The 26,098-nt window shown below is 61.4% G+C and carries 25 protein-coding genes and 1 tRNA gene; 11 read left to right on the forward strand and 15 right to left on the reverse strand.

The window, feature by feature from the left end; translation table 11 throughout:
- Positions 1-14: 14 nt before the first annotated feature.
- Positions 15-311: a J domain-containing protein gene (locus PLL20_02150; protein HPD28769.1), complete on the reverse strand. Its 297-nt coding sequence runs from the start codon at positions 309-311 to the stop codon at positions 15-17.
- Between the two features lie 92 nt (positions 312-403).
- Positions 404-2,806 (reverse strand): hypothetical protein, encoded by a 2,403-nt coding sequence (locus PLL20_02155; protein ID HPD28770.1) that lies wholly within the window; start codon positions 2,804-2,806, stop codon positions 404-406.
- Between the two features lie 450 nt (positions 2,807-3,256).
- On the opposite strand from PLL20_02155, the gene PLL20_02160 reads away from it, so the two are divergent.
- Positions 3,257-3,330: transfer RNA gene (locus PLL20_02160), tRNA-Val, on the forward strand.
- A 248-nt stretch (positions 3,331-3,578) separates the two neighbouring features.
- Here the strand turns inward: PLL20_02160 and PLL20_02165 are convergent.
- The 4 genes from PLL20_02165 to PLL20_02180 form a co-directional block, all read right to left on the reverse strand.
- Entirely contained in the window at positions 3,579-4,205 is a 627-nt protein-coding gene (locus PLL20_02165) for a TIGR00730 family Rossman fold protein (protein HPD28771.1), read from the reverse strand.
- Positions 4,206-4,355: 150 nt separating this feature from the next.
- Positions 4,356-5,195, reverse strand: a complete 840-nt coding sequence (locus PLL20_02170; protein ID HPD28772.1) for a CPBP family intramembrane metalloprotease — start codon at positions 5,193-5,195, stop codon at positions 4,356-4,358.
- A gap of 92 nt (positions 5,196-5,287) precedes the next feature.
- Positions 5,288-5,626, reverse strand: coding sequence for a DUF6504 family protein (locus PLL20_02175; protein HPD28773.1), 339 nt, complete (start codon positions 5,624-5,626; stop codon positions 5,288-5,290).
- Positions 5,627-5,716: 90 nt separating this feature from the next.
- Positions 5,717-6,436 carry a PTS sugar transporter subunit IIA gene (locus tag PLL20_02180; GenBank protein ID HPD28774.1) on the reverse strand — a complete coding sequence of 240 codons (720 nt, stop codon included), beginning with the start codon at positions 6,434-6,436 and terminating at the stop codon, positions 5,717-5,719.
- A 713-nt stretch (positions 6,437-7,149) separates the two neighbouring features.
- Between PLL20_02180 and PLL20_02185 the strand changes: the two genes are divergently transcribed.
- From PLL20_02185 to PLL20_02200, 4 genes are all read left to right on the forward strand, one after another.
- On the forward strand, positions 7,150-7,341 hold the full coding sequence (locus tag PLL20_02185; protein ID HPD28775.1) for a hypothetical protein: 192 nt from the start codon (positions 7,150-7,152) through the stop codon (positions 7,339-7,341).
- Positions 7,342-7,602: 261 nt separating this feature from the next.
- Positions 7,603-8,049, forward strand: coding sequence for a DoxX family protein (locus PLL20_02190; protein ID HPD28776.1), 447 nt, complete (start codon positions 7,603-7,605; stop codon positions 8,047-8,049).
- A 202-nt stretch (positions 8,050-8,251) separates the two neighbouring features.
- Positions 8,252-8,875, forward strand: a complete 624-nt coding sequence (locus tag PLL20_02195; protein ID HPD28777.1) for an RNA methyltransferase — start codon at positions 8,252-8,254, stop codon at positions 8,873-8,875.
- 184 nt (positions 8,876-9,059) lie between these two features.
- The gene (locus PLL20_02200) at positions 9,060-9,644 is read left to right on the forward strand and encodes a hypothetical protein (GenBank protein HPD28778.1); all 585 of its coding nucleotides are present in this window, start codon (positions 9,060-9,062) and stop codon (positions 9,642-9,644) included.
- On the opposite strand, the gene PLL20_02205 is transcribed toward PLL20_02200, so the two are convergent.
- The 7 genes from PLL20_02205 to PLL20_02235 all read right to left on the reverse strand — a co-directional run bounded on the left by PLL20_02205 (position 9,638) and on the right by PLL20_02235 (position 19,555).
- Positions 9,638-10,564, reverse strand: a complete 927-nt coding sequence (locus PLL20_02205; protein ID HPD28779.1) for an endo alpha-1,4 polygalactosaminidase — start codon at positions 10,562-10,564, stop codon at positions 9,638-9,640. The genes PLL20_02200 and PLL20_02205 overlap by 7 nt on opposite strands.
- Positions 10,565-10,626: 62 nt before the next feature.
- Positions 10,627-11,919: a hypothetical protein gene (locus tag PLL20_02210; GenBank protein HPD28780.1), complete on the reverse strand. Its 1,293-nt coding sequence runs from the start codon at positions 11,917-11,919 to the stop codon at positions 10,627-10,629.
- A gap of 31 nt (positions 11,920-11,950) precedes the next feature.
- Positions 11,951-13,360 (reverse strand): hypothetical protein, encoded by a 1,410-nt coding sequence (locus tag PLL20_02215; protein HPD28781.1) that lies wholly within the window; start codon positions 13,358-13,360, stop codon positions 11,951-11,953.
- A gap of 326 nt (positions 13,361-13,686) precedes the next feature.
- Positions 13,687-14,688 carry an aspartate carbamoyltransferase catalytic subunit gene (locus PLL20_02220; protein HPD28782.1) on the reverse strand — a complete coding sequence of 334 codons (1,002 nt, stop codon included), beginning with the start codon at positions 14,686-14,688 and terminating at the stop codon, positions 13,687-13,689.
- Positions 14,685-15,218: a bifunctional pyr operon transcriptional regulator/uracil phosphoribosyltransferase PyrR gene (gene pyrR / locus PLL20_02225; GenBank protein ID HPD28783.1), complete on the reverse strand. Its 534-nt coding sequence runs from the start codon at positions 15,216-15,218 to the stop codon at positions 14,685-14,687. The genes PLL20_02220 and pyrR overlap by 4 nt, the downstream gene beginning before the upstream one ends.
- Positions 15,219-15,363: 145 nt before the next feature.
- Positions 15,364-16,893 (reverse strand): D-glycero-beta-D-manno-heptose 1-phosphate adenylyltransferase, encoded by a 1,530-nt coding sequence (gene rfaE2 / locus PLL20_02230; protein HPD28784.1) that lies wholly within the window; start codon positions 16,891-16,893, stop codon positions 15,364-15,366.
- Positions 16,894-17,113: 220 nt separating this feature from the next.
- Positions 17,114-19,555, reverse strand: coding sequence for a DUF2961 domain-containing protein (locus tag PLL20_02235; GenBank protein HPD28785.1), 2,442 nt, complete (start codon positions 19,553-19,555; stop codon positions 17,114-17,116).
- Between the two features lie 366 nt (positions 19,556-19,921).
- Here PLL20_02235 and xerD point away from each other — a divergent pair, with 366 nt between their 5' ends.
- The gene (gene xerD / locus PLL20_02240; protein HPD28786.1) at positions 19,922-20,875 is read left to right on the forward strand and encodes a site-specific tyrosine recombinase XerD; all 954 of its coding nucleotides are present in this window, start codon (positions 19,922-19,924) and stop codon (positions 20,873-20,875) included.
- A gap of 138 nt (positions 20,876-21,013) precedes the next feature.
- Here the strand turns inward: xerD and PLL20_02245 are convergent, their stop codons facing one another.
- Together PLL20_02245 and PLL20_02250 are read right to left on the reverse strand one after the other, a co-directional pair.
- Positions 21,014-22,267, reverse strand: a complete 1,254-nt coding sequence (locus tag PLL20_02245) for a CCA tRNA nucleotidyltransferase (protein HPD28787.1) — start codon at positions 22,265-22,267, stop codon at positions 21,014-21,016.
- Positions 22,264-22,914: an RsmD family RNA methyltransferase gene (locus PLL20_02250; protein HPD28788.1), complete on the reverse strand. Its 651-nt coding sequence runs from the start codon at positions 22,912-22,914 to the stop codon at positions 22,264-22,266. Before PLL20_02250 ends, PLL20_02245 begins: the two co-directional genes overlap by 4 nt.
- A gap of 131 nt (positions 22,915-23,045) precedes the next feature.
- Here PLL20_02250 and PLL20_02255 point away from each other — a divergent pair, with 131 nt between their 5' ends.
- The 5 genes from PLL20_02255 (at position 23,046) to PLL20_02275 (ending at position 26,087) form a co-directional block, all read left to right on the forward strand.
- Positions 23,046-23,546, forward strand: coding sequence for a YkgJ family cysteine cluster protein (locus tag PLL20_02255; protein HPD28789.1), 501 nt, complete (start codon positions 23,046-23,048; stop codon positions 23,544-23,546).
- Between the two features lie 32 nt (positions 23,547-23,578).
- A complete protein-coding gene (gene hisS, locus PLL20_02260; protein ID HPD28790.1) occupies positions 23,579-24,901 on the forward strand; it encodes a histidine--tRNA ligase in 1,323 nt (440 codons plus the stop codon).
- 14 nt (positions 24,902-24,915) lie between these two features.
- Positions 24,916-25,485: an HYExAFE family protein gene (locus PLL20_02265; GenBank protein HPD28791.1), complete on the forward strand. Its 570-nt coding sequence runs from the start codon at positions 24,916-24,918 to the stop codon at positions 25,483-25,485.
- A 67-nt stretch (positions 25,486-25,552) separates the two neighbouring features.
- Positions 25,553-25,750, forward strand: coding sequence for a hypothetical protein (locus PLL20_02270; protein ID HPD28792.1), 198 nt, complete (start codon positions 25,553-25,555; stop codon positions 25,748-25,750).
- A 46-nt stretch (positions 25,751-25,796) separates the two neighbouring features.
- Positions 25,797-26,087, forward strand: coding sequence for a hypothetical protein (locus PLL20_02275; GenBank protein ID HPD28793.1), 291 nt, complete (start codon positions 25,797-25,799; stop codon positions 26,085-26,087).
- Positions 26,088-26,098 lie beyond the last annotated feature (11 nt).

A 26,098-nucleotide genomic window follows, 5' to 3' on the forward strand; every position in this document is an offset into this window, starting at 1 on the left:
CGCCTCCGGCGGGACTATCGTGTCTCGCCCAGAAGGCTCAATAATGCCGCCAGACCCGCACGTTTGGGGGTTGTCCGACATCTTTCCTCCTCGATCAGCTCGTCGATCGATTCTCCTTGTGAGGCGTCAAACAGAAGAAACTCCAGTCGGGCGCCTTCATCTTTGATGGTCTCGTATGCCTGCCGAATGGATACAAACTGCTCGGGGCAGTGTTCCGGCGGAAACCGGTGCACCGCTTCCAAGTAACACCGCCGGATCTCTTCATCGCCGGCCTCCGGCCTGACATTCAGGATGCTGTACGGATTCGCCATTAGTCTCTTCCGTCGCGACTGGTTCGCATTTTGCGAGCATGTTTCTCGATCGCAGAGCGCTTGGGTTGCGGCCCGCAAAAAGGCGGTCCGCCTTAGTTCTCCTCATCCATTCCCTCTTGCATCCATTCGAATATCCTTTGCATGTCGATGCCTTTGCTCCGAGGTTTCTTCCGAGAGGTCGAAGGTTTTCGACCGGTATCATCCTCAGCCTCGCTTGCATCAAGCATGTGCGCCAGCGCATTGAACAGTGACCTGAAATCGCCGAAGCCGTGCGACATCGAGGGTTGCGGCTCATCCAGCAGCGACGATATCTCGGCCGAGAGATCGAACCGGTGTTGCGCCTGTGCTTGCTCGTAGGCGCGTTCCAGTAGCCGTCGCGTACGGGCCGGCAACCGTCGACGGCCGAGGCCGCGCTGCGAGCGGCCCAGAAACACCGGAAAGTGAGGGTTTCCGACGAACCGGTCGCAGCCTTGGTGCGCCAGACGCTCCAACAGTTTCCACTCCTGCCGATCTTCGAGGTATTCGCAGACTTGCAGCAACTGCAGTTCCGAGAAGGTCGACCGTCCCGCGGCTCGCGAGACATAGCCGACAAGCAGGTCGGCATGTATCCGCGATTTCGGGTAATCCACGCCCTCTTCGGCCATCTGAAGCACGTACTCGGCCATCCGGGCTGCAGCCGCACCGCTTGGCTCATCGGCCAAGGCCTCTTCGAGCAACTTGTCAAATCTCTGCTGCACCTCCGGCGGGGCTTGCGCAACGGACAGTTCGATTGCCAGAACGAAATAGACCACCACCCGCTCCTCGCGACCGGCCAGGGCCTGGCTCAGCAACTCTTGCGCCCGATCCGGCTTCTCGGCCCGCCATTCCAGCGCCGCCCATCTGCAGAAAAAGAGTGCCTTGGATGCCGTGGGATCGAGCACCGCTTGGGCTTCCTCATAATCCTGGCGAGCCTGGTCCAGGTTTCCTTGCCGCAATCGCCGCCGGGCCGACTTGAGATAACACAACACTATGCCCGCACGAACCTGACTGTCGGCGGGATCGACTCGCAGAGCCTGCTTCAGGTAGTCTAACGCCTTGCGAAACGCAGCTCTGTCGATACAACGGAGTCCCAGGAACAATAGGGTGTTAACATCGTTTGGCCATCGGCGCAGAACCTCGCGAGCGTGCCGCTCGGCTTTCTTGGGCTGGTTCTGCAACAGGTACGCGGCCATCAGCTTTTCGTGGCTGGTCTTATCCTCCGCATACTCCTGGAGGCTTTGCCTGTAGTAGCCGATCGCCTCATTGCAGCGGCCTGAGGCCAAGCCGAGAAATGCTTCGAAGCCGTCGACCTTGCTCGCTTGCATCGCCAGGTCACCCATCCGCTGCAGCACAAGGCCCTTGGCCCGGGGGAACAGGTGCGGTGCGATTCCTTTCACATGCTCTAATGTATCGATGAAGCAGGACCAGACGTCGATGGCGTCCGAGGGGAAAGAGCCTTCGAGAGACAGCGCCGCCGACCGATAGAGAAATGGGTCTTCCGGGAGCGGTCCCAACACTCGCCTGAAGCGTTGGACGGTATCTTCATCGTTACCCATCTTCTCGCAGATCGCGCGGCCAAGCCGTTGGGCAAAGGCCTCGCGTTCGCTCGCTTCCACCCTCGCCAGGAGACGGGCGCATCCGTCCAAGGCGCCCCTCACGTCCTTGCCGGCCAGACGCTCCTTTATTTGCGTCAAGAGGGCGAGGCGAGGACTGCCAAAATGCTCTATGAGCCTCTCGCGAAGCGCCGGTGTCAGCTCGCCGTCCCGACCGTCGTTCAACAGGCCTGATCGGAGAATTGCCGCCAGGCGTCCCGGCCGCCCCTCGGTCCCACATTTGTCCCAACTCAGGCGGGCACGGTCGCGGTCACCTCGAGTGTACGCCGCCAGACCGAGAAGCAGCCATTTCCATCCCGCGCACGGGCTCGTCAGGCCGATCCCCCTGAGTTCATCCGTGACCGCCGGGTCGTCTCCTTTCTCAAAGGCCGCGAAAGCCCGCCGTATTCTGTGCACATCCTCGCGCGTCGCCGGTTCGCAAAACCGGTCCAACGATTCGCCTCGTGCAATCGCCTCGTCGGCCAGGTATCGCGAAGCTCGCGATTGCTCGGCCGGGTCGTTCAGCCGCCTCAACGCCGACAGAGCCGTCTCATATTGCCGGCTGCGAAGGCCGCACTCGAACATCAACCACAAGAGGTCCGCACTGCCCTGGCCGAGGCTCAAGGCGTTATTGAGGACCATCAGTGCCTCGGCGAACAGGTTCTTCTCGATCAGCCGGCGACCGCGCTCAAGGTAGAGATGACCGAGCAGATCGGAGTTTTCCGGGCTTGGCTGCCGACGATGGCATTCTTTGGCCATGTCGATGGCGGTTCGAGTGTCGCCTTTCTCGCGGCACTGCTCAATTCTGCGTCGAAGATCGTCCGTGGAGAGCCGTCGGTACTCAATGATAGGGTTTCGCCCGGACTTGTGTCCTTTCCGTCCCATTGGCGTTTTTTCTCTCTGGGCAATTCCCCTCAGGACGACGCCTCAGTGCGAGTTCTCCAAACTCGCGCTCATTCATTCAGCATGGTCCGCGCCGGAGCCTGACCCACCAGGCGGCCAATAGCGCCGCACTGGCCACAAGCGATGTCATCTCGCCGCCCTCTAGCAGCAAAGGCCGTCTCGCAAGGTCGAGCTACCTGATTCCGGCGCGGCCCGCCCTCGGCCAGGGTTCCAGGTTGCCTTCCTCGCTGCCCGCCCAGGGTACCGGACCGCTCCCGAGGCGCAAGCTTCGGCACGAGGAGTATTGTGCACGTCGTCGTGTCCCGAAGTCAAGGTCTCTCAAGGCTCTCGCAGAAGGGCGGCTGTGAGTTTTCGCCACGACCACCAGAGTCTCGCAGGCCTTATTCCGAACCTTGCCTCCACCCGGGACCATGGTACAATAACCGGTATTGAGGGCGTATAGCTCAGTTGGCTAGAGCGTACGGATCACACCCGTAAGGTCACAGGTTCGAGTCCTGTTACGCCCAATCCCAGGGCACAGCTCCAATCATCTCACCGTGTTTTCGGACGTCCGGCAGATTCCGGCTTTTCGGGATACCCATTCTGCACGCAAACGCGGGCGAGCGACGGAGGGTATCGATAAGTCGGGGGATGGGTCGGCAATCCAAGCCTTCCGCGCGACGGCCGGGAATCGCCACGGCCGATCGGCGCGGTCGTTGATCGAATCCGCGCTCGGGAACAGGCCGCAAAGCGAACTCATTCGCCGGGAATGACCTCAATCCTTCGGCTTCGTGGGTGCTCGCCGTCGATGACTGCGCACCGGGTGTTCCCACAGGGTACCCGTTTGACGGTATTTCTTCACAATGATATCGACGGCCTCGGCCGGGTCATCCGTGAGGGTAAACAGGTTCATATCCTCGGGATTGATCGCCTGATACTTATTCAGCACCGTCGTCCTGACCCACTTGAGCAGCGGTCTCCAGTAGTCCCTGCCCATCAGTATTACCGGAGATGGCGGAGTCTTCTGCGTTTGCAGGAGCGTCATGCTCTCGAAGAACTCGTCGAGCGTGCCGAAACCGCCCGGCAGGCAGACCATGGCCACCGCGTATTTCACGAACATCACTTTGCGAACGAAAAAATAATCGAAATCGACCTCTATCTCGATGTAGGGGTTAGGTTTCTGCTCGTGGGGAAGCACCACGTTGAGGCCGACGGTCGTCCCGCCCACCTTGGCCGCGCCGCGGTGGGCCGCTTCCATGATGCCGCCGCCACCTCCGGTGATCACCGCAAACCCTGCCTCCGCCAGTCGCCGACCTACATCGACGCCCAGCTTGTAGGTCCGCGCCCCGCGCTTGGTCCTGGCCGAGCCGAAGACGGTGACCGCCGGACCGATGCGCGCCATGACGTCGAATCCTTCAACGAATTCGGCCATGATGCGAAAAATACGCCAGGTTTCTTCCGGGCTGGTTTCGAAACGTGGCCTGGGATTCACTATGTGCATTGATATTCCCCCAGTCGTCAACTTCTGACCGCTATCGGCCTACGCGGCCGGTTACCCGAAGAGCATGGCAATACCCCCCGGGATCAGATTCATCGTAAAGTGGGCGATGATCGCCGGCCAGACCGAGCCCGTCCGCAGCGTGACGTACGCAACGGCGACACCGCCCGGCAGCGAAAGGCTCACCTCCATGATGTTGGGCTTGCCCAGGTGAGCAAGCCAGAAGAGGATGCCGGATGTCACTACCGCCACCAGTGACGTTCCGGTCAGCCCGAACCATGCCAGTACACGGCTGCCCTCGACAGGCTGGGCAAGCCCCAACCATCGCAATGCTCGCCGCCGCCAGGCACCATTGACCGCCGCCACCGGCACGCGAGCCGGCAAGCGACGGTCCGGAAGCATGAGTGCAACGAACAATCCGCAAACCAGCACGTGCTCCGGCACAATGGCCAGGAGCCGTCCCGAATAAGACGCTGCTTCGGACCAGGTCTGCGGTAGCGGTATGGAGCCAGGATCGCTCCAGATAATTAGCAAACCGAACGGAATCGACAGGACCACACTGACTGCGATCAGCCGCCACCCGAGAACGTTGAAGCGGCCCAAGCCCAAGTCGCGCGGTTTGCGTCCGAGGACCGCGCAGATCACAACCGGCACAAGCGCAATCATGTATTGCGTCAGAAGCCATCGCCAGAATGAGTCGCCCTCCCACCGCCTCACTGCACGGGAAATGCCGCCCCAGGACCGGGCCAGTATAGGAGGCAACCACAGGCGGGCCCACGCAATCCCAAGACCCCACCACGTGCAGACGTAGACCGCGCCGATGAAAAAGACCAACAGCGAGGCCAGCCAGCCGGCCGCCGTATGCGGGCGGGACGTTCCGTCAGCGCGTGCCATGTGGGTCAGGCTCCTCCAAACGTCGAGATGGCCTGTGTTATAGTTGGATACGCCGCGAGCCGCAAAGGGGCAAGCAAAGCCCGATGCGCCGCTTAGCGGGTATGCCCCTGGACACTATAGAGCCACCAGCGGGCCTTGGGATTCCGTCGATTGCGGGTCTGACGTTCGCAGTAGAGCGTCATTCGCGGTCCAACATCGGTCTGCACGGTGTACCAGTGCTTGCGCAGATACAGACGGCCGGTCCCACCTTCCGGAGAGCTGGTTTTCCAGGCCTTCAGCACGGCGGTGATGACATACTCCCGCTGCCGCCATGTGAACCGCGCCGGCAGACCCGGCTCACTGCGGGCCATGGCCATTATGTCGCCGGTTCCCGAGGCAGGGATGATCGGCTCGCTGATAAACTCCTCGGCTCCCCAGCTCGCGTCGCACATGGCGCCCACCCGAACGACCTGACCCTTGCCGGATGCTCAGTACGCCCAAACCGGGTCCGCCTCCGCCTCCCGGGAATGCTGCCTGATTGCCTATCTCTCGGTCACGATTTCCTTTTCGGCCGCGATCAGGATCTGAAGCATCTCCTCGCGTGTTTCAACCGCAAGCAGGGTTGAGATCGTCTCAGGTACGAGAATTCGAACCAGCCGCGCCAGAACCCGCAGGTGATGGTGATCCTGGTGACAACAGATGAGGAAGAAGAGATGTGTCAGCTCGCGCGATGTCGATCCGAAGCCGATGCCCTTTGGCACACGGCCGACACAAATCAGCGGTTCCGCCGAGACATACGGCATAGGCTGTCGCGGGTGAGGTAATGCCACCCCGTTGGGCAGGGCAGTCGAGCACATCTCCTCACGTTGCTCAAGGGCACTCAAAAGACCCGTCGGATCATACAGCAGACCCGTGCGGTCGGCCAGGTTCACCAGCTCACGCAAGACGGAGGCTCGTGTCCGGGCCGGCAGTGAGGGGTCAATCCCTTCGAGGCCGATCATGTCGGTCACTGTCAACTCGTCGGTTGCCGACGACTGCCCCGTACTCGATCGGATGCCTCGCTCAAGGGCGATCAGCCGCTCCTCGCCAAGCGTATGCATTTCCTGCTGGAGCCATTCCGTGACCCGTGCCCGGTTGAATCGCCATTCCCCGCCGATCTTCTGCCCTGGCAGCTTGCCGCGGTCTGCCAGCCGCTTCACGTCGCGCGCATCCATGCCCACATATCTCGCGAAGTCATCGAGACTCATGTTGCGATAGGGCATGCGTACAACCCGGTCTTGTCTCGCCAAGGCTTTGCGGCAGTACGTCCCGGCTCGCGGCAAGCACCGCGGCCAACCATACAAGCCTTGACGGAAACAGCACAACTCTCGCGCCGTGCGGATGCCCGCCGGCCTGGAATATTGTAATCGGTCCGGACGCGGTAGAAGGACAGCCTGAGCAACCACCAGAACTACTGAGGCAACATCCTTCAGAAGAAGGTCGTCCTTAAACGCTACGCGCTCGTGCAGCCGTGAGGACACACGGCATGGCCAACGTCCTATCCGTTATGTATTTGCCACAGCTCATCGCAATTAGCACCTCCATGGTCCTATAAACCGAGATCGTGTCTCGCTTCCAAGCACGGCCATATCAGCCAAGACCCGCTGGGCTGCGTGTCCGTGACATCTGGGGCGGGGTACCAATAAGGGCTTTTTCAGAACCGTGGGGCAACGGCCCTGTGTGGTGCCGGCCCTTTTGCGGGCCGGCCTGCCCTTGACCACTTATGGAGATCGGTCAAGGGTTCCTCGCTGACGCGCAAGCGTCCTGAAAGAGCCGCCCAGACTGTAAAGCTCCCCTGGCCTGCCTCTGCGGGCCGGCTGCCCCCGCGGCACTGACCAAACGTCAAAGACTTCTCCGCTTCGCCCGGACCGAGCAGAAAAAAGTGGATTGTCCCGCTGATCCGAAGGTAGAATTAAAGGGGACCAGGAGGTGTGCGATGAAGATCGAGCTTACTCCTGAGGAACGCGAGGTGCTCTTGGCCTTGGTGGAGCGAGAGATCGCCGATCTCGGACCGGAAATCCGACACACCAGGACCCGGACCTATCGCGACGATTTGAAGGACCAGCAGCGGACCCTGAGAAACCTCTTCCAGCATCTCCGGGAACCGCAGCAGGTTGAGCACGTCTGATACGCCGATCTTGTCGTCTGGGTTCTTGACTGACCGGGCGGCGCGACGGGGTGAGGATTTGTCGTCTCCGCCGCGTTCGCCATCCTCGGACGATCGGCCGTTGCACGAATGAAAATGTCAAACCCGGGCTCGGTCAAAGCATATCCTGCCACTGGCACGGCATCCTTTCCTGTCGTAGGCTATCACCCAACTGACCTCGGGTTGAGGCCCGAAGGCCATGGCACGGATTCACGTGGTTGTCCTGATTGACAGGAGCATGCGATGGCCACCTCACAGCAAGGCTACGGTATGATGACTCTGGCGTTGTTCCTCAGTCGCTGTTCTCTCGGCCTCTACTTCTTCTTTGCAGGTATAGGAAAGATCAAGTCGGGTGTGGAAGCCTTCTACAAAGGTGGCTTCACGTCACTGAAACCGTTGTGGTTGCCGGATTGGTTTGCCATGCCCTATGGTCACGCGTTGCCTTTCGTCGAAGTGCTCGTTGGCGTCGCGCTTATTGTGGGCTTCTATGGCAGGTTGGCAGCCGCCGTGGCGGCCTTGGCCTTGGTCAGCTTCACCATTGCTCTTTATCAGGCCGGTGCGTTCTTTCCCGAGAAGGGTGGCCCATTTCACTCCAACGTGATTCTCCTGACGCTCGCCTTCCTGCTGGCGGTCACGGGCCCGGGGACGTTCAGCGTCGACTCATTTCGCGGCAGGAGCACGAGCCGCTGATCCTGCCGGATTCCAGGGTGTGCGTCGTGAAAGCCCGGTGTGGAACCCGCAGCTCATCGGTCAATGGCACACTGAGACTCTGTCCTGCACTGTCTTCAGGATGCAGTCCAACGACAAAGATCGGTTGTCTGCATTCTCGACGGGGTTTCTCTCGTGCCCGCCGAGCCGGTATACTGAACAAGGTGAGCGGGATTCAGGATCAATGAACGAATCACCCAAACGAAAGCCGCTGCTTCGTGAAGACAAGCCTCGTGCTCCTCACCTGCCCGATCGGGGATATTGGGGCATCGGGGTCTATCACCCCAAGAAGGAGCACAATTTCGGCACCATTCTGCGCAACGCCTATGCCTTCGGGGCGTCGTTTGTCTTCACCGTGGGGCCGCGTTTTCGCTTGCAGGCAGCCGACACGGCTCGCGCGTGGCGGCACGTCCCGGTCTTCCGATACCGGGACGTGGACGATTTGCGCGATCATCTGCCGTATGCATGCAGCCTCGTAGGGGTGGAGATCGTCGAGGAAGCCGTCTACCTGCCGCGGTTCAGCCATCCCGAGCGGGCGTGCTATCTGCTCGGCGCCGAGGACTACGGCCTGCCTCGCGAAGTGGTTGCCTGTTGCGAGCATGCCGTCAGAATTCCGGGCGCCGCCTATTGCCTCAACCTGGCGACGGCCGCGGCCATTATCATGTACGACCGGGTTTCCAAGAGAGCCACGCGGGTTTTCGGACCATTGACCGCTTTGAATACCCCGCAACTCAACCCGCCGATCCACAAAACCGAAGCCTCAGGAAGCGGCGTTGAGGCCGCCAACCGGCCCTGCCCCCCCGGCTGATGAGTGGTCGAACGGCCTCCAAGAGAGCAGGGAATCGTCCACGGGGCGTTATCCGAGGCGATTCTCTTCTGTGGCATTGTCGGGTGACGGACACGGACTCTGCCGGCCCTTGCCGCGACAGAGCCAAGCCCGTATCATTACCGGTGTGGCTCTTTGAATCTCGCTGATACATGGGGAACCAGACATGACGTTTCGATTGAGCACTGCCGTACTTCTGTTGGTTGTGGCGACGGCTCTGGCCGCGGGCGGTTGCACGCCGCCTGATAACCGAGGCGATAACGGAGACTACGATCCGGTGCCCGGCGGACAAGGCATTCCCGAGGGTACCTACGCCGGCACGTTGGAGTGCACCGAGACGACCAGCCTCGTCCAGGAAGGGCAGGATGAAACGCTTCTCGGTCAGACAACCCCGTCCTTTTCGGTTGCCTTCAGCTTCGATGATAGCGGGGGCCTCCTCGACTCGAACCGCGATCCCATCGTAGTGGGGTCGACTGACTCGACAACCATCTCGGGTCAGACCGCAACCGGCACGGTTCGCTCTGTTGATAAGGCCGTCGATCGGCTTGAGGTCGTCGCCGACGCCACCGCAACCGTCGAAGTGACCGGTTACGGCACACTTCCCATGATCGGTGTCGTGACTGCCGTGTACGAGTTCGCCGAACCGAACACCGTGACTCTGGTGACCGACAAGGTCTTCACCAGCAACCTCGTCGACAGCCAGTTCATCAAAATTGTTGCCGAGTGCTCCGCAACTCTGCCCTATCAGTAATCTGGACCGGACGGATCGCAACTGAAGCGGAAGGAATCATCCAGGTCGACCGGCAGGACCAGCGTCCGCAGACCCAGGTTCAGCGAGTCGGCGCACATCTGATTGCGAATCAGAGGCAGGTTGACGTATCGGCCGGCATACTCGGCACTGAAGACGGGTTTGCCCGCGTCGATAAACGGCTTCAGCAGATCGCATTCGTTGTATTCGTGGCATTGCTCGTTGACTGCGAAGTCGAAGTACTGAACGAGTTCCGTGATCTGGTCCAGGTCGTTTTTGAGGCCCACGGCCAGGTTCCGCTTGTGCGCCTCGTTGGCGATGAATCGATTGAAGGCGAGCTGGTCCGCTGCAGTCAACGGGAAGCCGGAATTGTTGGCATACCCGTCCACATTATCCGGTTCGACCCCGTCGAAGCCGCGAAGCATGGCGTGATCCAGCCGGGCGAGCATAATCCGCCGGACGTTTTCCGATCTGATGTCGAGCCAGCGTTCATCGGCAAAGTCTTCAAGGCTGTTGCCGATTTCGGCCGGCAGGAATTCGTTCGCGTCGGAACGAAAAGGCTCGTACGTCCCGGCCGAGAAATAGGCGATCACCTTGCGTCCTTGAGCGTGCAGGTCGGCGATCACGGAATCGGGTGTGTCGAAGAGATCAATGTCATAGACCTCGACGTCGTAGGCCGTGTTGATGTTGCCCGCGGTGTTGGGCTGGAGCTGCCACTGCCAGGTGGCCGTGACGGCCGGACGGTACCACGAGCCGTCGGTGATGGGGGGATTATTCGGGTCGATCGGATCCCCATCGCCGTCGGGATCATCCGTCGACGGGACACAGCTCGCCGCGGAAAGCATGGCGGTCAGAAGCAGACATCCGAGCAGGAGTAACCCCGAAATCGGAAGATGCGCGACCCGCCGTTGAGAACAGTTCATTGCAGATTCTCCGTCACGTTAAGTCCCTGAATCAGCCCATGCGCCCTCTCGCCTGGCGCTCCTCAACCCGGTGGCACTGTCGCGTTCTCAACGACCTCGATATTCGCGACGTCAAACGTCGCCGTCGCGGCGCTCTGGTTTGGGTTGGCCGACCAGGCCACTGGGATAAGTTCGAGCTCCTCATTCAGCTTCTCGATGACAACCTGCCAACGAGTTTTGCCTGTGGGAAGTGGCGTGCCCGTCGGTTGGCTGATCAAGTCATTGACCTCGTCGTCAGTCATATCCAGGTTGGCCGAGTGGATATCTTCCGCGGAGAAGGCCATCGAACCGGCATTGTCCACGAGGTAAGCGCCATAGGTGCGAAGTGCCTCCAGAAACATCTGAGTGATAGGGGCAAGTTGCGACTCGTCGATGGTTTCGCCCTCGTCGTCGACGATGGTCGTCTTCAGCCTGATGCGCTGGCCGGCAGCCAGCGCATTTGAGTCGACACTGTAGAAAACCGTCTCGGTGGTCGAGGCGGGATATACGTAATCCAAATTCGAGGGGGTGGTCGGATCAGCGGCGGTGTTCCGCGGTCCCGGGATGGCAAAAGCAAGCGCGTGGGCGATCTGACCGCTCTCGACGTCCTCGGGCAGGATCAAGCCGGCCAGTAGCGGTGTACCTGTTGCCCGGGCACTGTAGAGCCCGTCATTGTTGGTGCCCCTGCCGTGGACATCAAAGAAATCGATCGCCCCGGCAGCCAGCACCGCAGCACCGGACCGTCCGCCGCCCAGGCTACGGCCAAACACGTTTCTAATGGTAGTTGCGTTCCAGAAATCATATTCGACCGCCATCTGAGTGCTATACAATACGAGGTGCCCATCGGCGTCCGTGCTTGCCGGGCCTGAAGGCCGGATGATACCGGCCGGAGCAGGAACCAGGACAGTATCATCCGGATTGGGCGGCAGCTTGGGATTGCTCAAACCGCTCGGGTTGCCCTCATAATCGCGCAGCAGCACCGATTGCTGCTCGTCGCCGATCTCGAAGATTGGAATGCTGTACTCGTCGTAATTCACAAACATGAAAGGGAACGGTTGCGTCAGGCCCGTGCCGGCCGGCCGCAGCGAGGTCTTGTCGCCCAGCAGTACGCGATACAGCGCAAGGACCTGCTGATCGCTCTCGGGGAGCACGGACACCTGATCGGCACGTTGGTTCCAGGCACTGTCGCCGGCGAACAGCGGAACCGGCAGCGAAAAGTCGCGCAGGTCGACCTCGCCGCCGTTCTCGTCGTCGTTCGGAGTGCACACCGCTCCGAAACAGAGTGAAACCAGCATGACCACCATCGGCCCAAGCTTGTTCAGGCGACGCCACATCATGGGATCCTCCAGATAGTGAAAACGATGATCTTTAACCACCAATCGAAGCCATCGCTTCGTCCGGGATTTCCAATTGTATGAGCCAGACCCGCTCCTGGCCGACGTTCCGGTTCCAGTTTGTGGCCCAGACAACGCGCGAGCCGTCGCGCGTGATGCTGGCCTGCGTTTCCTCCCAATAGGCCCCGGCCGTGCCGTGAACCTTGGCCAGATAGAACACGCGCGGGTGACTCGGGTCGAGTCTGACCAGGGTGATCGTGCGGTCCAGCCAGTTCTGCTCGGGCAGGCCCGGTTCGGTGAACGTCGACACCACGCACCAGCCGGGGGCATTGCAGGAGATGTGGATCCCGCTGTTCAGGCCCAGGGGCGAGCTTGAGTCGTAGAACAGGCGGATGACCTGGACGCGTCCCGTGCCTGCATAGCTCTCGCCGGTGTCGACCGGCTCGGTGTTCGGGCTCAGCGGGAGCATGTCGATGGAATCGGTCCGGTTGCTCTGGAGAACGATGACCTCGTTACCCTCGCTGTCCAACCCGACATCCGAGTGGCCCGCGTTGTAGTCGATCTGGTGGAACTGCGAGAACCCCCGATCGGCGATTACCATGCCGGACTTGCCCCCACCGTTGTCCCAATCTGCACCGATCACCACCCAGTTGCCCAGCGGCGACATGCCCACCCAGTCAATGCGTGATTCGTTCAGGGGAATGGCCCAGGTGCCGAGCACGAGATCCTGCTGCCGGTCCCAGGTCAGCAGGTATCGCGGCCGGTAGTCGTCGGCCGTGCCCTGGAGCATGAACGCCCAATAGCGATTGTCGGTCGAGGATTCGCCTTCATCCTTCATCGTAATCCGGTAAAGGTCCGGATTAGCCGTCAGGATCGGCGCAATCGTCGCGTCCTGCGTGAAGTCCTTCACCACGGTCTCGTCTCCGGTCTGGACGTTGACCGTAACGATTTGGAAATCGCGAAGCCCCCAGACGAGGTTCGCGTCGCTGGGGTCCCATCGAGGCTCAGCCAGGTCAAGCGTGCGGACGAGATTGCCGCTCTGGTCGTAAGGTACGCTTTGGGTGCGGTAGACGCGCCACTCGCCGGCCGATGTGAGCAGAAGCAGGATCAGCGTACGGTCGCTGTTGAACGGGTCCAGACGTGAGTACTCATGCCGCAAACCCTCGGTCTGCACGACGCGCGTTTGGGCAATCCCGAAGGCCGCGTCCGTCACGGAACCGCCGGCGGCCGGCACGCTCTTTGTCACAAGCGGATACCGCGGATTGTCCCCGGAGAGTGGGTCAGGGACTTCAACAAGGTGGGCCGGCCCATCGCCACCGCCTCCACCATTTCCATCGCCGCCTCCGTTATCCGCTCCGTCGTTGCCCGCATTGCAGGTCACTCCGGCCAAGGTCAAGCCTATGACAATCCCGCCCCATGTGAGGAAAGTAAATACGCGCCTCATTCCGAATACCTCTCTCGCTACTCAGTTGCGGGCCATCTCGACACGACTTGTTGTGCATGGCTGCCGTTGAATGCTTGCCGGTCCTCCAGGCCCTCATCGCCGGCATCCACACCGGTTAGTCTCTTCCGTCGCGACTGGCGTGCATTCTGCGCGCATGTTTCTGGATCGCAGAGCGCTTGGGTTGCGGCCCGTAAAAAGGTGGTCCGCCTTAGGTTTTCCTCGCTCCGTCGCAGTCGAACCGGGCTCACGCAAGGGTACCGCTCCCATGCTCATCACAGGTGCGGCCGGTCTTGCCTGTCAAACGCTTCTGCCCCCCAAGAGGGCGATCATTTCGCTGCCTCGGACGTCTGGTTAAGCAGGAACAGGACGGCCATCCGGATCGCCAGCCCGTTGGAGACCTGGCGGAGGATCGAGCTGTTGGGGCCGTCCGCCACGTCGCTGGCCAGCTCGACCCCGCGGTTGATCGGGCCGGGGTGAAGGATCAGCACGTCGGGCTTGCAGTGCCGGACGCGCTCGCTGGTCAGGCCGAAAAGACGGACGTACTCCTGCGTGCTGGGGAACACGCTGCTGGTCATCCGCTCGTGCTGGATGCGCAGCATGTTGATGACGTCGGCGTCGCGGATGGCTTCATCGAGATTATGTGTCACCCGGGCACCAAACTTTTCAAATGCCTGTGGTACCAGGGTCGTCGGACCGCAGAACGTTACGTGCGCCCCCAGTCGCGTCAAGCCCCAGAAATTCGACCTGGCTACCCTTGAATGGGCGATGTCGCCCACGATCACCACGTTGAGCCCTTCGATCCGCTTCTTTCGCTCGCGAATCGTGAAAATGTCAATCAGGCCCTGCGTCGGATGTTCGTGCTGCCCGTCACCGGCGTTGATGACGTGGCACTGCGTGCAACGGGTGATCAGGTGGGGGGCCCCGGCCGCCGTGTGCCGGATGATGAATGTGTCGACGCCCATCGCCTCGATGTTTCGTACGGTGTCGCGGAGCGACTCCCCCTTGGCAACGGACGAACTCGCGGCGGTGAAATCAATGACATCGGCTGATAGCCGCTGGGCTGCCAGCGTGAAACTGGTCTTGGTTCGCGTCGAGTTCTCGAAGAACAAGTTGACCACGACGCGCCCACGAAGCGATGGAACCTTCTTAATGCTCCGGGTCGAGATGTCCTGCAGGCTCTCGGCCGTGCGGAAGATGTGCAGGATCTCCTCGCGATTCAGGTCTTCCAGCCCCAGCAGGTGTCGCCGCGCCCACGTGAACTCCGGTTCCGGCTTCGGGGCCGGCCCGGCCCCTGCCGGCGCAGCCGCGGTTCTTGTGTCGGTTTTCATCCGACGCGCACCTCATCGATTCCGTCCGACTCGGCCAGGCTGACCGTGACGGGCATATCCTCGCGTCCGATACGAACACCCACGAAATCGGGTTGAATGGGCAGCTCGCGGCCGGGCCGCTCGACCAGAACCGCGACGCGAATCGCCTTGGGGCGTCCCAGGTCCACCAGGGCGTCCATGGCCGATCGAATCGACCGCCCCGTGTACAGGACGTCATCCACCAAGATAAGGTACACACCCTCGATGTCGAAGTCGATAGCCGTTTGCCTTAGCCGGGCCTGAGAACCGATGCTCGCCAGGTCGTCGCGATACAGGGTGATGTCGAGCGTTCCGTGGCGAATGTCCCGAGCGCCCAACCGAAGCAGGGCGGTCTGTATACGCTGCGCGAGAACCTCGCCTCGCCGCAGGATCCCGATGATCGCCACGGGCACGCCTTCCGGAAGGCTGTCGAAGATCTCCCGGGCCATTCGCTCAAGTACCGCGGCAATGCCGGCGGCGTCAAGCAACACTTCTGATGACGATGACTTCATGATCCACGATAGGGTACCGGCCCGACGCCCTTTGGGCAAGGTTTGCAGGATTCCCGCGGACTGGCCGATATCATGCCGCAGATTCTTGCGGGCCTCCAGCCCATAAAGCAGTCAGCCATGATCGGAAGCGATGGCCGCATCGGGATTATTCGTCATACGCCCCCGCGCGAATCCGCTCGATCAGTCTCGTCGTGCTCAAACCCTCGACCAGCGGCAGCAGAATCACTTTCCCGCCTTGCGATTCGACGAACTCACGCCCGACGACCCCTTTGTCCTTCCAATCTTCCCCTTTGACGAGCACCTCCGGTCGTATCTTCTCGATCAGCCGCAGCGGCGTCGGTTCATCGAACAGAACCACGTAGTCCACGCTCTGCAATGCCGCGATCACCTCGGCTCGGTGCCGCTCGGGAACGATCGGACGGTCCTTGCCCTTGTTCAGAGCGCGAACGGAAGCATCGGAGTTGAGACCGACCACTACGATATTGCCGAGAGCTTTGCACTGTTCCAGGAAACGAACGTGACCGGCATGCAGAATGTCGTAACAGCCGTTAGTGAATACCACCGTTTCGTGGCGGCTTCGCCGGAGAGACAACTCCGTGACGAGTTCATCGGCAGTGCGTATCTTGCCGGTTCCCGCCCCGGCTGACAGACGCAGGTCGGCAATGACCTCCTCCTGCGTGATCGGAACGCAGCCGAATCTCTCCACCTCCAGACCGCCGGCGATGTTGGTTAGCCGGGCGGCCTCCTCCCACGTTGCTCCGGCGACAATTGCCGCCGCCAGCATGGCCAACACGGCATCGCCCGCCCCGGTATTGTCGTAGACCGCGCGAGGTCGCGTCGCGATGTGCACTGCCTTCCTGCCCTTTTCCGCCAGAATCGCTCCGTCGCGATCAACCGTAACCAGAAGTCCGCCCAGGTCGTACTTCTCGATCACCCCGTGAGCGCTGACCAGAATGGTTTCCACCGATGTATCACGGCAGCCCGACGCCAATTGGAACTCGGCCCGATTCGGCGTCAGCAACGTCGCCCCTCGATACTTGCTGTAGTCGCCAAGGCGGGCTGGATCCACGAGCACGGGCTTGCCGGCGGCCGACGCGACGGCGATGACCTTTTGACACAACGATTCGCTCAGCAAGCCTTTGTCGTAGTCCTCCAGGCAGACAGCAGCAACGTCCTTGACACCCGCGACCGCCATCTGGGTAACTCGAGCCGCGTCCGGCTCCGACAGCGGATGCGTAACCTCGTCGTCCACCCGGATAAGCTGCTGGCGGTGGCGGTGCTGAGCCAGGCCGATGAAACGCGTCTTGGTCGTCGTCGGACGGTCGCTCAGGGCGATCAGACCCCGCGTTCCGATCCGTTGAGCCTCCAGCAAAGCCCGAATCCGATGACCGGCGTCATCCAGACCCACCGCACCGACAATAACCACCTCCAACCCCAGCTCGCGCATGCCGGCAGCCACACTGCCCGCTCCGCCCACCCGTTCTTCGTCATGCTCCTTGCGGAGCACGACGACGGGCGCCTCCGGGCTGATTCGCTCCGCGTCGCCGTAGACGTAGCGATCCAGAATGAGATCACCGATCAGCAAGACCCGCTGACGACCGAATGATTGAACCAGTTGTATCAAACGGGGGATCAACTCGCGGCCCTCGCCGCAGCAGCGGCGGATCGCTACCATAACATACGCCGAATAAAGACCTTAGGGCAGCCCATCCGCGTGGGTGCCCCACGGCCGGCAAACATCGTAAGTGTCTCGACCGAAAGCGTCAATCGGGCATCGGCGCTGGCGATTGACAATTCTCAAAAATGCCGGTGTCGAGCAGGTAGCGCATCAGTCGTGCTCGAAGCACAGGTCCTCACGAATGTGGGTAAGCGAAACCAAAGGCCGCTCCCGGGAATCACTTCGGTAGTGCAAACTGCAACTCATCCGCCGGATCAAGGAACCGCACCGCCCAGCCCATGTCGCCGGGCCCCTGGTCGAGCTTGAGCAGCAGCAGGTTGTCTCCCTGCTTGAGTTCGACCTCGATGCGGTCCTCGTCAGGCTTGATGGCCCGACGCACCAGGTGCTCCCAGACGAGCTTGCCGTTCAACCAGATTTTGATGCCGTCGTCGCTGCCCACCAGCAGGGTGCGTTTCCCGGCCTTCGGCGAACGGACGATGCAGGCCCCGTAGACGACGACGTCTTCAGAGGGCTTGAATCTACCCTGCAGCATAATGACGCCGTCCTGACTGCTGACCGGCTGCCAGGTGAGTTCCTGGTTGTCGTTCCCGGCATACCTGGCGCCGAAGTCGAGTCGCTCCTCGGGCGGATAGACGGTCGAAAACCCCTTATGTTCGGGGTTCGGGAAAGGCCCGACGACAAGCCACTGGGTGATGAAATTGCGGTAGACCTCCATACGCATGTAGTCGATGATCACACGACAACGATCACCGTCAACGGGCTCGCCGGTGAACTTGAGCGTAATGGGCATCACGCCTTTGCGCAGGTAGGGGCGCTCACCGGCCGGCTTGCCGTCCACAAGCAGCTCAAACCTGGAGTTGCGCACGTCCTGGGCCAACACGGGACGAAGCAAATAGTGCTCATCTTCGGCGACGGGAACCTGGAAGGTTACTTCGTCTCCCAGCTTGCCCACGAACATCAGGCCGCCGCCGCTCGAGAGGGGCTTGGGAAGGCCCGCGTCGTCAACGAGCCGAAGCGAATCGCTCAACGCTGCGGGATCCTGACAACGTTCAATCTCCAAGGCTCCCGTGGCCACGAAACCGCGCGGAATACGGTCCACCAGCGGCACTTCCTCAAAGAAATCCTCTCCACCCGGCAACTGGTACCAGTAGGCGACCGAACTGTAGTCGTTGCGGCTGGTCACATGCGGCAGACCGGTGTAGTTCTCGATCGTCATCCGCAGCGACTTGTAGTAGGGGATGTTGTCTCCGAGGTGCCAACGGTAGCAACCCTGCATTCGCTCCACGTTCTTCTGAGGATGCCCATGAGAGGGATTCGTGAAATGGCGAATCCCCCACGCGTCGCCGAAGTAATCCTCCGATCCGGTTCCGAACCACGACGGGAACTTCTCGCCGTCGACATAGACCTTCTCGTCGCCCTCACCCCACCATCCGCCGTGAATATTGTCGGGGAACAAGCAGATGCCGACGAGCTTACCCGTTCCGCTGGTCTCGATAAGCGGATAGTCGAAGCTCTCCGAGGCGATTTCGCACCGGAACTTGGCCTTGAAGTACGCCCAGTCTTCCGGCACCTCCTGCGTCCGGTAGGCGACGGCGACCTCAACCGGCGCCGGCTGCTTCCCTTCGTTGACCAGATCGATCTTTGCCCTCGACCGGAAGGGCATCGGAAAAAAGCAGTAGTTCATCGAGTCGGTAATGCCCATCGGGTACGACTTGTACTCAACGTCCTTGGGCTCGCCGAAAAAATCGCCGATCGGGCAACACACCGACGGCTCCGTCTCGTCGTCCCAATAGATCCGCAACCCCACCTTTCGCGTGGCCCATTTCTCGGAGGAATTCACCTTCGCCCGAAACTGTCGAATGACGGCCGGCCCTTCCAACTCCGCGACCACAAGTCGCTGGCCCGGCGCGATCGTTTCTTTCTTCGTCGCGAAGCGATCGAGAGGATGCGCGCCCGTCTGGCCGCATCTCGACCACTTCAAGGCGGTCTCCTCAACCGCGGCCCGCTGCGACTCGGTCAGCGGAAGCTTGAACGTCGGCACCGTCCAGTCTTTCGGAAACGTCCTGTAGTCGATGATGTAGTAGTGGCCGGGCGTCTTGCCGGAACCGTCCGGCTGCGGAATCACGCTGGTTACCTTGCAGCTCTTCGCGAATGGAATGGGCAGGTAAATGTTCGAAGCCGAATTCACGTCGTTGGGATCCCGTTTCCAGACCAGCGGCCGCACGAACGGCGCAATAACACCCGTGCAAAGCTTGCTGAAATCCCACTCGTACGTCGGCTTGGCGTCTCCATCCAGGTAGAAACGGATGACGCCTTGCGGGTTCGCCGACCAGATCCGGAAAATGCATCCGGGGCCGTCCATTTCCGCCATGACCCCCTCCTTGGTCTGCGGATCGATTCGCAGATAGTTGCCCGCGTCTCCATTGGCGTCCCAATTGATGTAGCTGTTGGTCGCGGCGTCATATTGGCTTGCCCGGTCATAACTGCTGAATTGCAGGCAACGCACCCCGGGCTCAATCACCGGAAGACGGTCCAGATCGGTCAGGTGGGCCAGCAGATCCTCATAGGTCAGTTCCTTGGCCGCCGCCGAAACCGGCCGACCGCCGGCCGAAAGGAGCACCAACGCGATCACTGCAACGTCTGTAAGTCTCCTACTCATGGCACTTAGCTCCCAGGAAGGAACAGTAAACGTCCGCACCGTTTTGCGGCGTGATGGTAAGCCTGCCCGGGCCGGATCGCAACTGCCGCGACGGAATTCGCGATCGCCCAGATCCGCTCAAGCAAAATCCCATGCCCGCCCGATAATTATCGCGACGGGCGACGCTCCGACGACCGCGCCCGTATGTGAGTGAGGACGAACCCGTGACAACCCCGCAGTCTGTGTGTCCCTATCTCGACAGCGGCGATGCGCGCTGTGCCGGCCTGTGGACCATGACCAATCTGCGGGAAGTGTTCCGCTTGTGCGCCCATGACCATGAGTCATGTCCCATTTACCATAGGATCCGAGCAGCCGAGATCCGAATCGGTGCCCGACTTGCGACTCCGCAGTTGGCCTCAGCCTGAAAGCAGGGCGGCGCCTGCGCTGTCCTGGTGCGCTCAGATCGAGGCCTTCTTGCGGTACCTCAAGATCGAGGCCGGCCTGTCAGAAAACACACTGACTGCTTATCGCCATGACCTGACGTCCCTTGCCGGCTTCTGCGCCGACCAGCGCATCGACATCAAGACGATCAACGTCCGCCATATTCAGGCGTTCATGGTTGCTTTGCGCGAATCGGTCAATCTCGCCGAGTCGTCCATCGCGCGGCGCCTTGTGGCGGTCAAACTCTTTCTGAGGTACCTGCATCAACACGGCCTGACGGACGAGGATGTCTCCGCGCTGGTCGAGACGCCCAAGAAATGGCAGCACCTGCCGCGCGTGCTCAGCAGACAGGACGTGGATAAGCTTCTGGGTCTGCCCAACGAAGCCGACGACCCGCTGGCCCTGCGCGATCGAGCCATCCTCGAGTTGTTTTATGCCACCGGCCTTCGGGTGAGCGAACTCGTCGGCTTGGTCCTCGGCAGCGTCCATCTCGACATCGGATACCTCCGCTGCATGGGCAAGGGGCGCCGCGAGCGGGTGGTGCCGATCGGCTCCCGGGCCATCGAGGCGCTGAGAGAATACCTGACCATCCTGCGGCCTCAGTTGGTCGACGGAACATCGAGCGACCGGCTTTTCGTTTCACGGACCGGCAAGCCGCTGGATCGCACGAACTGCTGGCGCCTTGTGGTCAAGTACGCACGACAGATGGGCGTGGCTGGCAGGCTGTCCCCGCACACGCTGCGGCACTGTTTCGCAACGCACCTGCTGGCGGGAGGGGCGGACCTGCGCGTCGTGCAGGAACTCCTCGGCCACGCGGACATCAGCACGACCCAGATCTATACGCACGTTGACAACTCGCGGCTCAAGGCTGTTCACCGCCAATTCCATCCGCGCCAGTAGCCTGCGACATCGGACTTTGGCAACCCCGGCCGTGAAACCTGCTTTCTTCGCAGGACGCGGCAGCGCTGCGGCCTGCCAAAGGGCGCATCTGCTGTTCGAGACTTCCTTATTCGGTTCTGTTCGGCCCCCGGTACTGGGTCATTGGTGACTATGTCCGTGCTCACCGGCGGTGCCCCTAAGCAGCTCCCGCATCCGCGCCATCGCCTGATCTCTCGACATCAGCCGATCATCCAGTTGCTCGTCGTATAACCGGTCCAGGATCTCTCTGAATCGCGGGCCGGGTTCCAGGCCTGCGGCGATCAGGTCATCGCCGGTGACGAACGGTGGGGGGGCCACCTCCTCGGGCGGGATCGACGCCTTTCGCCGCCGGGCGATCTCGTTGCCGTCAAGCGGCAGCCCTCGAGCCAGGCAGATCGCCTGATGCAACTCCAGAAGCTCCTCGAAACCCTCATGGGCGATGAGCATCTTCATGGCTGGCAGGCACAGGACTTCCGCATGATGGATGTCGTCAACGTGCTCGATCAGCCAGGTGATCCGGCCGCTCTGGTGATTGCTGCAGCGCAGATCTCGGGCTATTTGTCGAACGGAGGCCGGCGGATACGCGTTCAGCAGGGCGGCCATACTCAGGACGAAACCCGCTTGCTCGGGCAACTTGCTCAGCACGCGAATGCTGTCCGCCACGCGGTCACGAGGCCAACGCCCGTTCGGCCACAGGTGATCCAGAAGGCCCAGTTCCGCAATCTGCCGAACCGCCTCGGCCCGCGACGGGTGCGACAGCATCTTCTCCAGCTCCTCGCGGATTCGCTCGGGGCTGATACGACCGATGTGCTCGGCCTGCTCCCGAATGGCGGCGGCGGTGCCCGGCTCAATCGGAAACCCGAACCGGGCCGAGAACCGCACCGCTCGAAGCATGCGCAAATGATCCTCGGCAAACCGCCGGGCCGGATCTCCAATCGCCCGGATGATACCGGCCTCCAGGTCCCTTCGCCCGCCGACGTAGTCGATGACCTCCTTGCTGATCGGGTCGTAGAAAAGCCCGTTGATCGTAAAATCACGCCGTTGGGCGTCCTCCTCGGCTGTTGTGAAGACGACCTTCCCCGGATGACGCCCGTCCCGGTAATCGAGGTCGGTGCGAAACGTTGCGGTCTCGATCCAATGCGGACCCTGGCGGACCATGACCACGCCGAACTTGGCTCCGACCTTGCGTGTTCGCGTGAACAGCTTGATGATCGTGTCGGGTAGGGCGTCCGTGGCCACATCGATGTCCGTCGGCTCCCGACCCAGCAACATGTCGCGCACGCTGCCGCCGGCCCAGAAAGCCTGATGCTCGTGCTGGCGAAGCCGTTTCACCACCCGCAAGGCGGCGTCTTGAATCGACAGCGGCCGTTTCATTCTTCTTCCTCGTCCCCCGATACGGATTCGCTCCGGACCGCTGCCCCACAACGAGGCGTGCTCATGAAGCGGAAGGTCATCGACCCCACGTCCCGCCGTTCGAGCTCGACCAGCGGAGAGAGGTCCGGACCGCCCGTGGGGTTCCGCTGGTGCCGGATGACGATCATGGCATCATCGGCAATGACCGGATCGACGGCCAGCCTTTGAAGCAGTGGCCTCATCGCTGGATGAGGCGATGGTCCGGTCAACAGACGGTAGGGGGGGTCAACCAGCACGATGGAATAGACATCCGGCGGCCCCGGCGGCGGAGGGAACTCGCATTCCGTCGCATCGGCGCGCAGCACCCGCCCCCGGGCCTGCGAGACGCCCAGTGAATCGAGATTCTCGCGAATGAGAGCAACGGCGGGGCGGTGTTGCTCGACAAACAATGTGAAACGGGCCCCTCTGGATAACGACTCGATACCCAACGTGCCCGTGCCGGCGAAGAGATCCAGGACCGCCGCAGGCGGAAGCGTACCCGGGCGTGCAAGGCGATGTCCGAGAACATCGAACAGCACCGTCTTGGCACGATCGGTGATCGGACGCGTCCGGTTCCCCTCAGGACCGGCGATCTGACGTCCTCGCCATTGTCCGGCAATGATCCGCATGAAAACCAGCGTATCCCCCGACGTTGCCCATGGCAACGCCGCCGAACAGAGGAGGTTAAGCGCGAGTCGATGTTGCCGCAAAGACGCCTTTTTCGTACAATCACCGCTTTGGTCATGGAGACAACCGCATTATGAAACCACCGACAGTCCCCCCTTCGACGGACCTCTGCGGCAAGTGCGTCGGCCTCTGTTGCCGGTACTTCGCCTTGGCCATCGACAAGCCGGAAACACGGCGGGATTTCGAGGATATCCGCTGGTACCTGCTGCACGAAGACACTGCCGTGTTTGTCGAGGAAGGCCAGTGGTATCTGCAAATCAACCGCAAGTGCCGAGCCCTGATGCCTGACAACCGTTGCGCGATCTACGAAGAACGACCGCCCATTTGCAGGTCGTACAAAACGCACAATTGCGACTGGCACGGCGACCAGTACGAGTACGAACGTGTTTTCGTCGACCCCGACGATATGACCGCATACGCCAGGGAGTACTTGTCGAAAAAGCGAAAGAGCCGGGCAGCCGCCCGCAAACGCCGGAAGGCCACCGCCGCCCGGAAAGCACGGCAGCTCAAGGTTCGCAAGACCGGGCCGGCCCGACGGCCGCGCATCGCGATCCCGTTGCTCAAGTCCGCGTGAACCGTCTTCTCCGTCGGCCGAAAGTGAAGAACATGAGGTTTCAGGCACCCAAGGGCACCCGAGATTTCTACCCCGAAGATATGGCCGCGCGCAACTGGATCATGGACACCTGGCGCCGGGTCTCGCTCCGCAACGGATTCGAAGAGTATGACGGCCCGATCTTCGAGCTGCTGGACCTCTATAAGGCCAAGAGCGGCGAGGGGATCGTTTCCGAACTGTTCCACTTCGAGGACCGCGGCGGACGCGAGTTGGCCATCCGACCCGAGATGACACCGACGCTCGCCCGAATGATCGCCGCTCGGGCCAACTCGCTGCCGCGCCCTATCAAGTGGTTCAGCATGCCAAGGCTGTGCCGGGCCGAACGTCCGCAACGGGGCCGGCTGCGCGAGTTCTTCCAATGGAACATCGACCTCGTCGGAGTCGACGACGTGGTCAGCGACGCCGAATGCATCCTCGTGGCCATCGACTTCTTCCGCGAAATCGGGCTCACGCCCGATGATGTGGTCATGAAGATCAATTCACGTTCCCTGCTGTCGTCGCTCCTTGCCGCCCAAGGCTTCGAAAAACAGCGGCATGAGGATGTCTTCGCAGTTCTTGACAAGCGGGACAAGCTTCCTCCGGAAGCCTTCGTCGAGGCCGTTGAGAAGGTGGCCCGCAACGCTAACGAAAAGGCGGCGCTTCTGGAGATCGGCCAGGCCGCCGGTGACGAGGGTCTTGCCGACCTGGCCGGGGTGGCACTCGAAAACCAACCCGCCCAAGCCGAGTTGGCCCGCCTCAAGCAACTGCTCGGGATGCTGGCCAGAATGGGCGTCGGCGGGTATTGCCGGTTCGACATGGGCGTCGTTCGCGGTCTGGCATACTACACCGGCGTGGTGTTCGAGGCGTTCGGCAAGGGTGAGTTTCAGCGAGCGATCTGCGGCGGCGGCCGGTACGGTTTCCTCCTCGAAGCGGTGGGTGGCCCGCCCATGTCCGGCATCGGATTTGGCACCAGCGACGTGGTCATCCTGACTCTGCTGACCGAATTGAACCGATTGCCTGCGGAGGCAAAGAAGATCAGGCAGGTCGACCTCTTCCTGATCGACGCCGACCCGACTTTGTTCGATGAAGTGTTGGCGTTAGCAGCCCGGCTGCGAAAAGCAGGTTTCGCCGCTGAGTTCAGTTACCGTCGCCAGGCCCTCGGCAAGCAGCTCAAGCAAGCCTCCGCGTGCAACGCCTCGCGAGCCGTCATCGTCGGAAGCGAGTACACGCAAAGACAGGTTGTCTGTGTGAAAGACCTGGCCAGCGGCCGGCAAACCGAAGTCGGCATCGAGCGCTTCTTGGCTGACCCCCTTGACCGGCGCTCGTCAAACAGCTAGGGAGCAGGACAATCATGGCTCGTAAGAGCCACCATTACGAGTCGGCCTTCGAGGACTACCTCCGAGTCAGGAACATACCGTTCGTGTCCGTGGACGAAACGCGGCGGGTCGTGTTCGCGGGAACAAGAATCAAATCCTTTGACTACGTCGTCTATCCGCCGGCCGGACGAGCTTGGCTGGTCGACGTCAAGGGCCGGCATTTCCCATACGTCGATGAGCAGGGGGGTGGCAAGCGTTATTGGGAAAGCTGGATCACGCGGGAGGACCTCGCTGGCCTGGCCGACTGGGAATCGGCGTTCGGTGACGAATACGAAGCCCGGTTGGTGTTCGCATACCTGCTGCAGGGGCCGCCGGACCGCTGGCCGGCGGTTATGCCCCATCTGTTCAAGGGAGAATCCTTCGCTTTCTACACCGCCGGCTTGGCCGACTACCGCGAAGTCTGCCGTGATCGCTCGGATCGCTGGCAGACGGTATCCGTGCCCAACACCGCCTTTCGGCGGATTCTCCGGCCCCTGGACGCTCTCTTGACCGGATCCCCGCCATTGTGCCCGTCGGCCGAAAGACCCGCTGACCTTTTACCCTGAATCACCCTTGCCTATAATGAAGTCAATACCGGGGAATGTGGAAACTACGGCCTACGGGACAAGATTCATGATTCGAACAACGTTGTTCTTCCTGACAGGACTGTTGCTGGTGCTTGGTCCGGCTCTGGCGCAGGGACCATCCGAAGGACCGACCTACAACTTTAAACCCAGAACGACGATGATCGAGTGGTTGATCGGAACGATCTTTCTGGTCGGCTGCCTCGTGGTTGCCTTCAAACCCAGCAAGCGATCGAACCTGAAATGATCGCGATGCGACGGCCTGAACGCTCTTACTGAGGAGGATCCTGAGAATGAGCAAACAAGCCTTCACCGTTTTCCTCGTAGGTGTCAATCTCCTGCTGCTTGGCGGCCTGATTCTGTCGAGCTACTCGTTGCCCGAGGCCAAAGCTCAGCCCGTCAGCCTCCGCGGCGAGTTCATTCTCATCTCGGCCCAGGCGGAGAGAAACAACGACACCATCTATCTGCTCGACCTTGCACGACGCCAGATGCACGCCTTCCGCGCTCAGGTGCCCCAGATGATCGAGCAGCCGATGATGGTGCGTTGGTACCACTCGCGCGACCTGGTGCGGGATTTCCGCTGAAAGGGGGATGA

The sequence above is a fragment of the Phycisphaerae bacterium genome (assembly GCA_035384605.1).
In the GTDB taxonomy this organism is placed as follows: domain Bacteria; phylum Planctomycetota; class Phycisphaerae; order UBA1845; family PWPN01; genus JAUCQB01.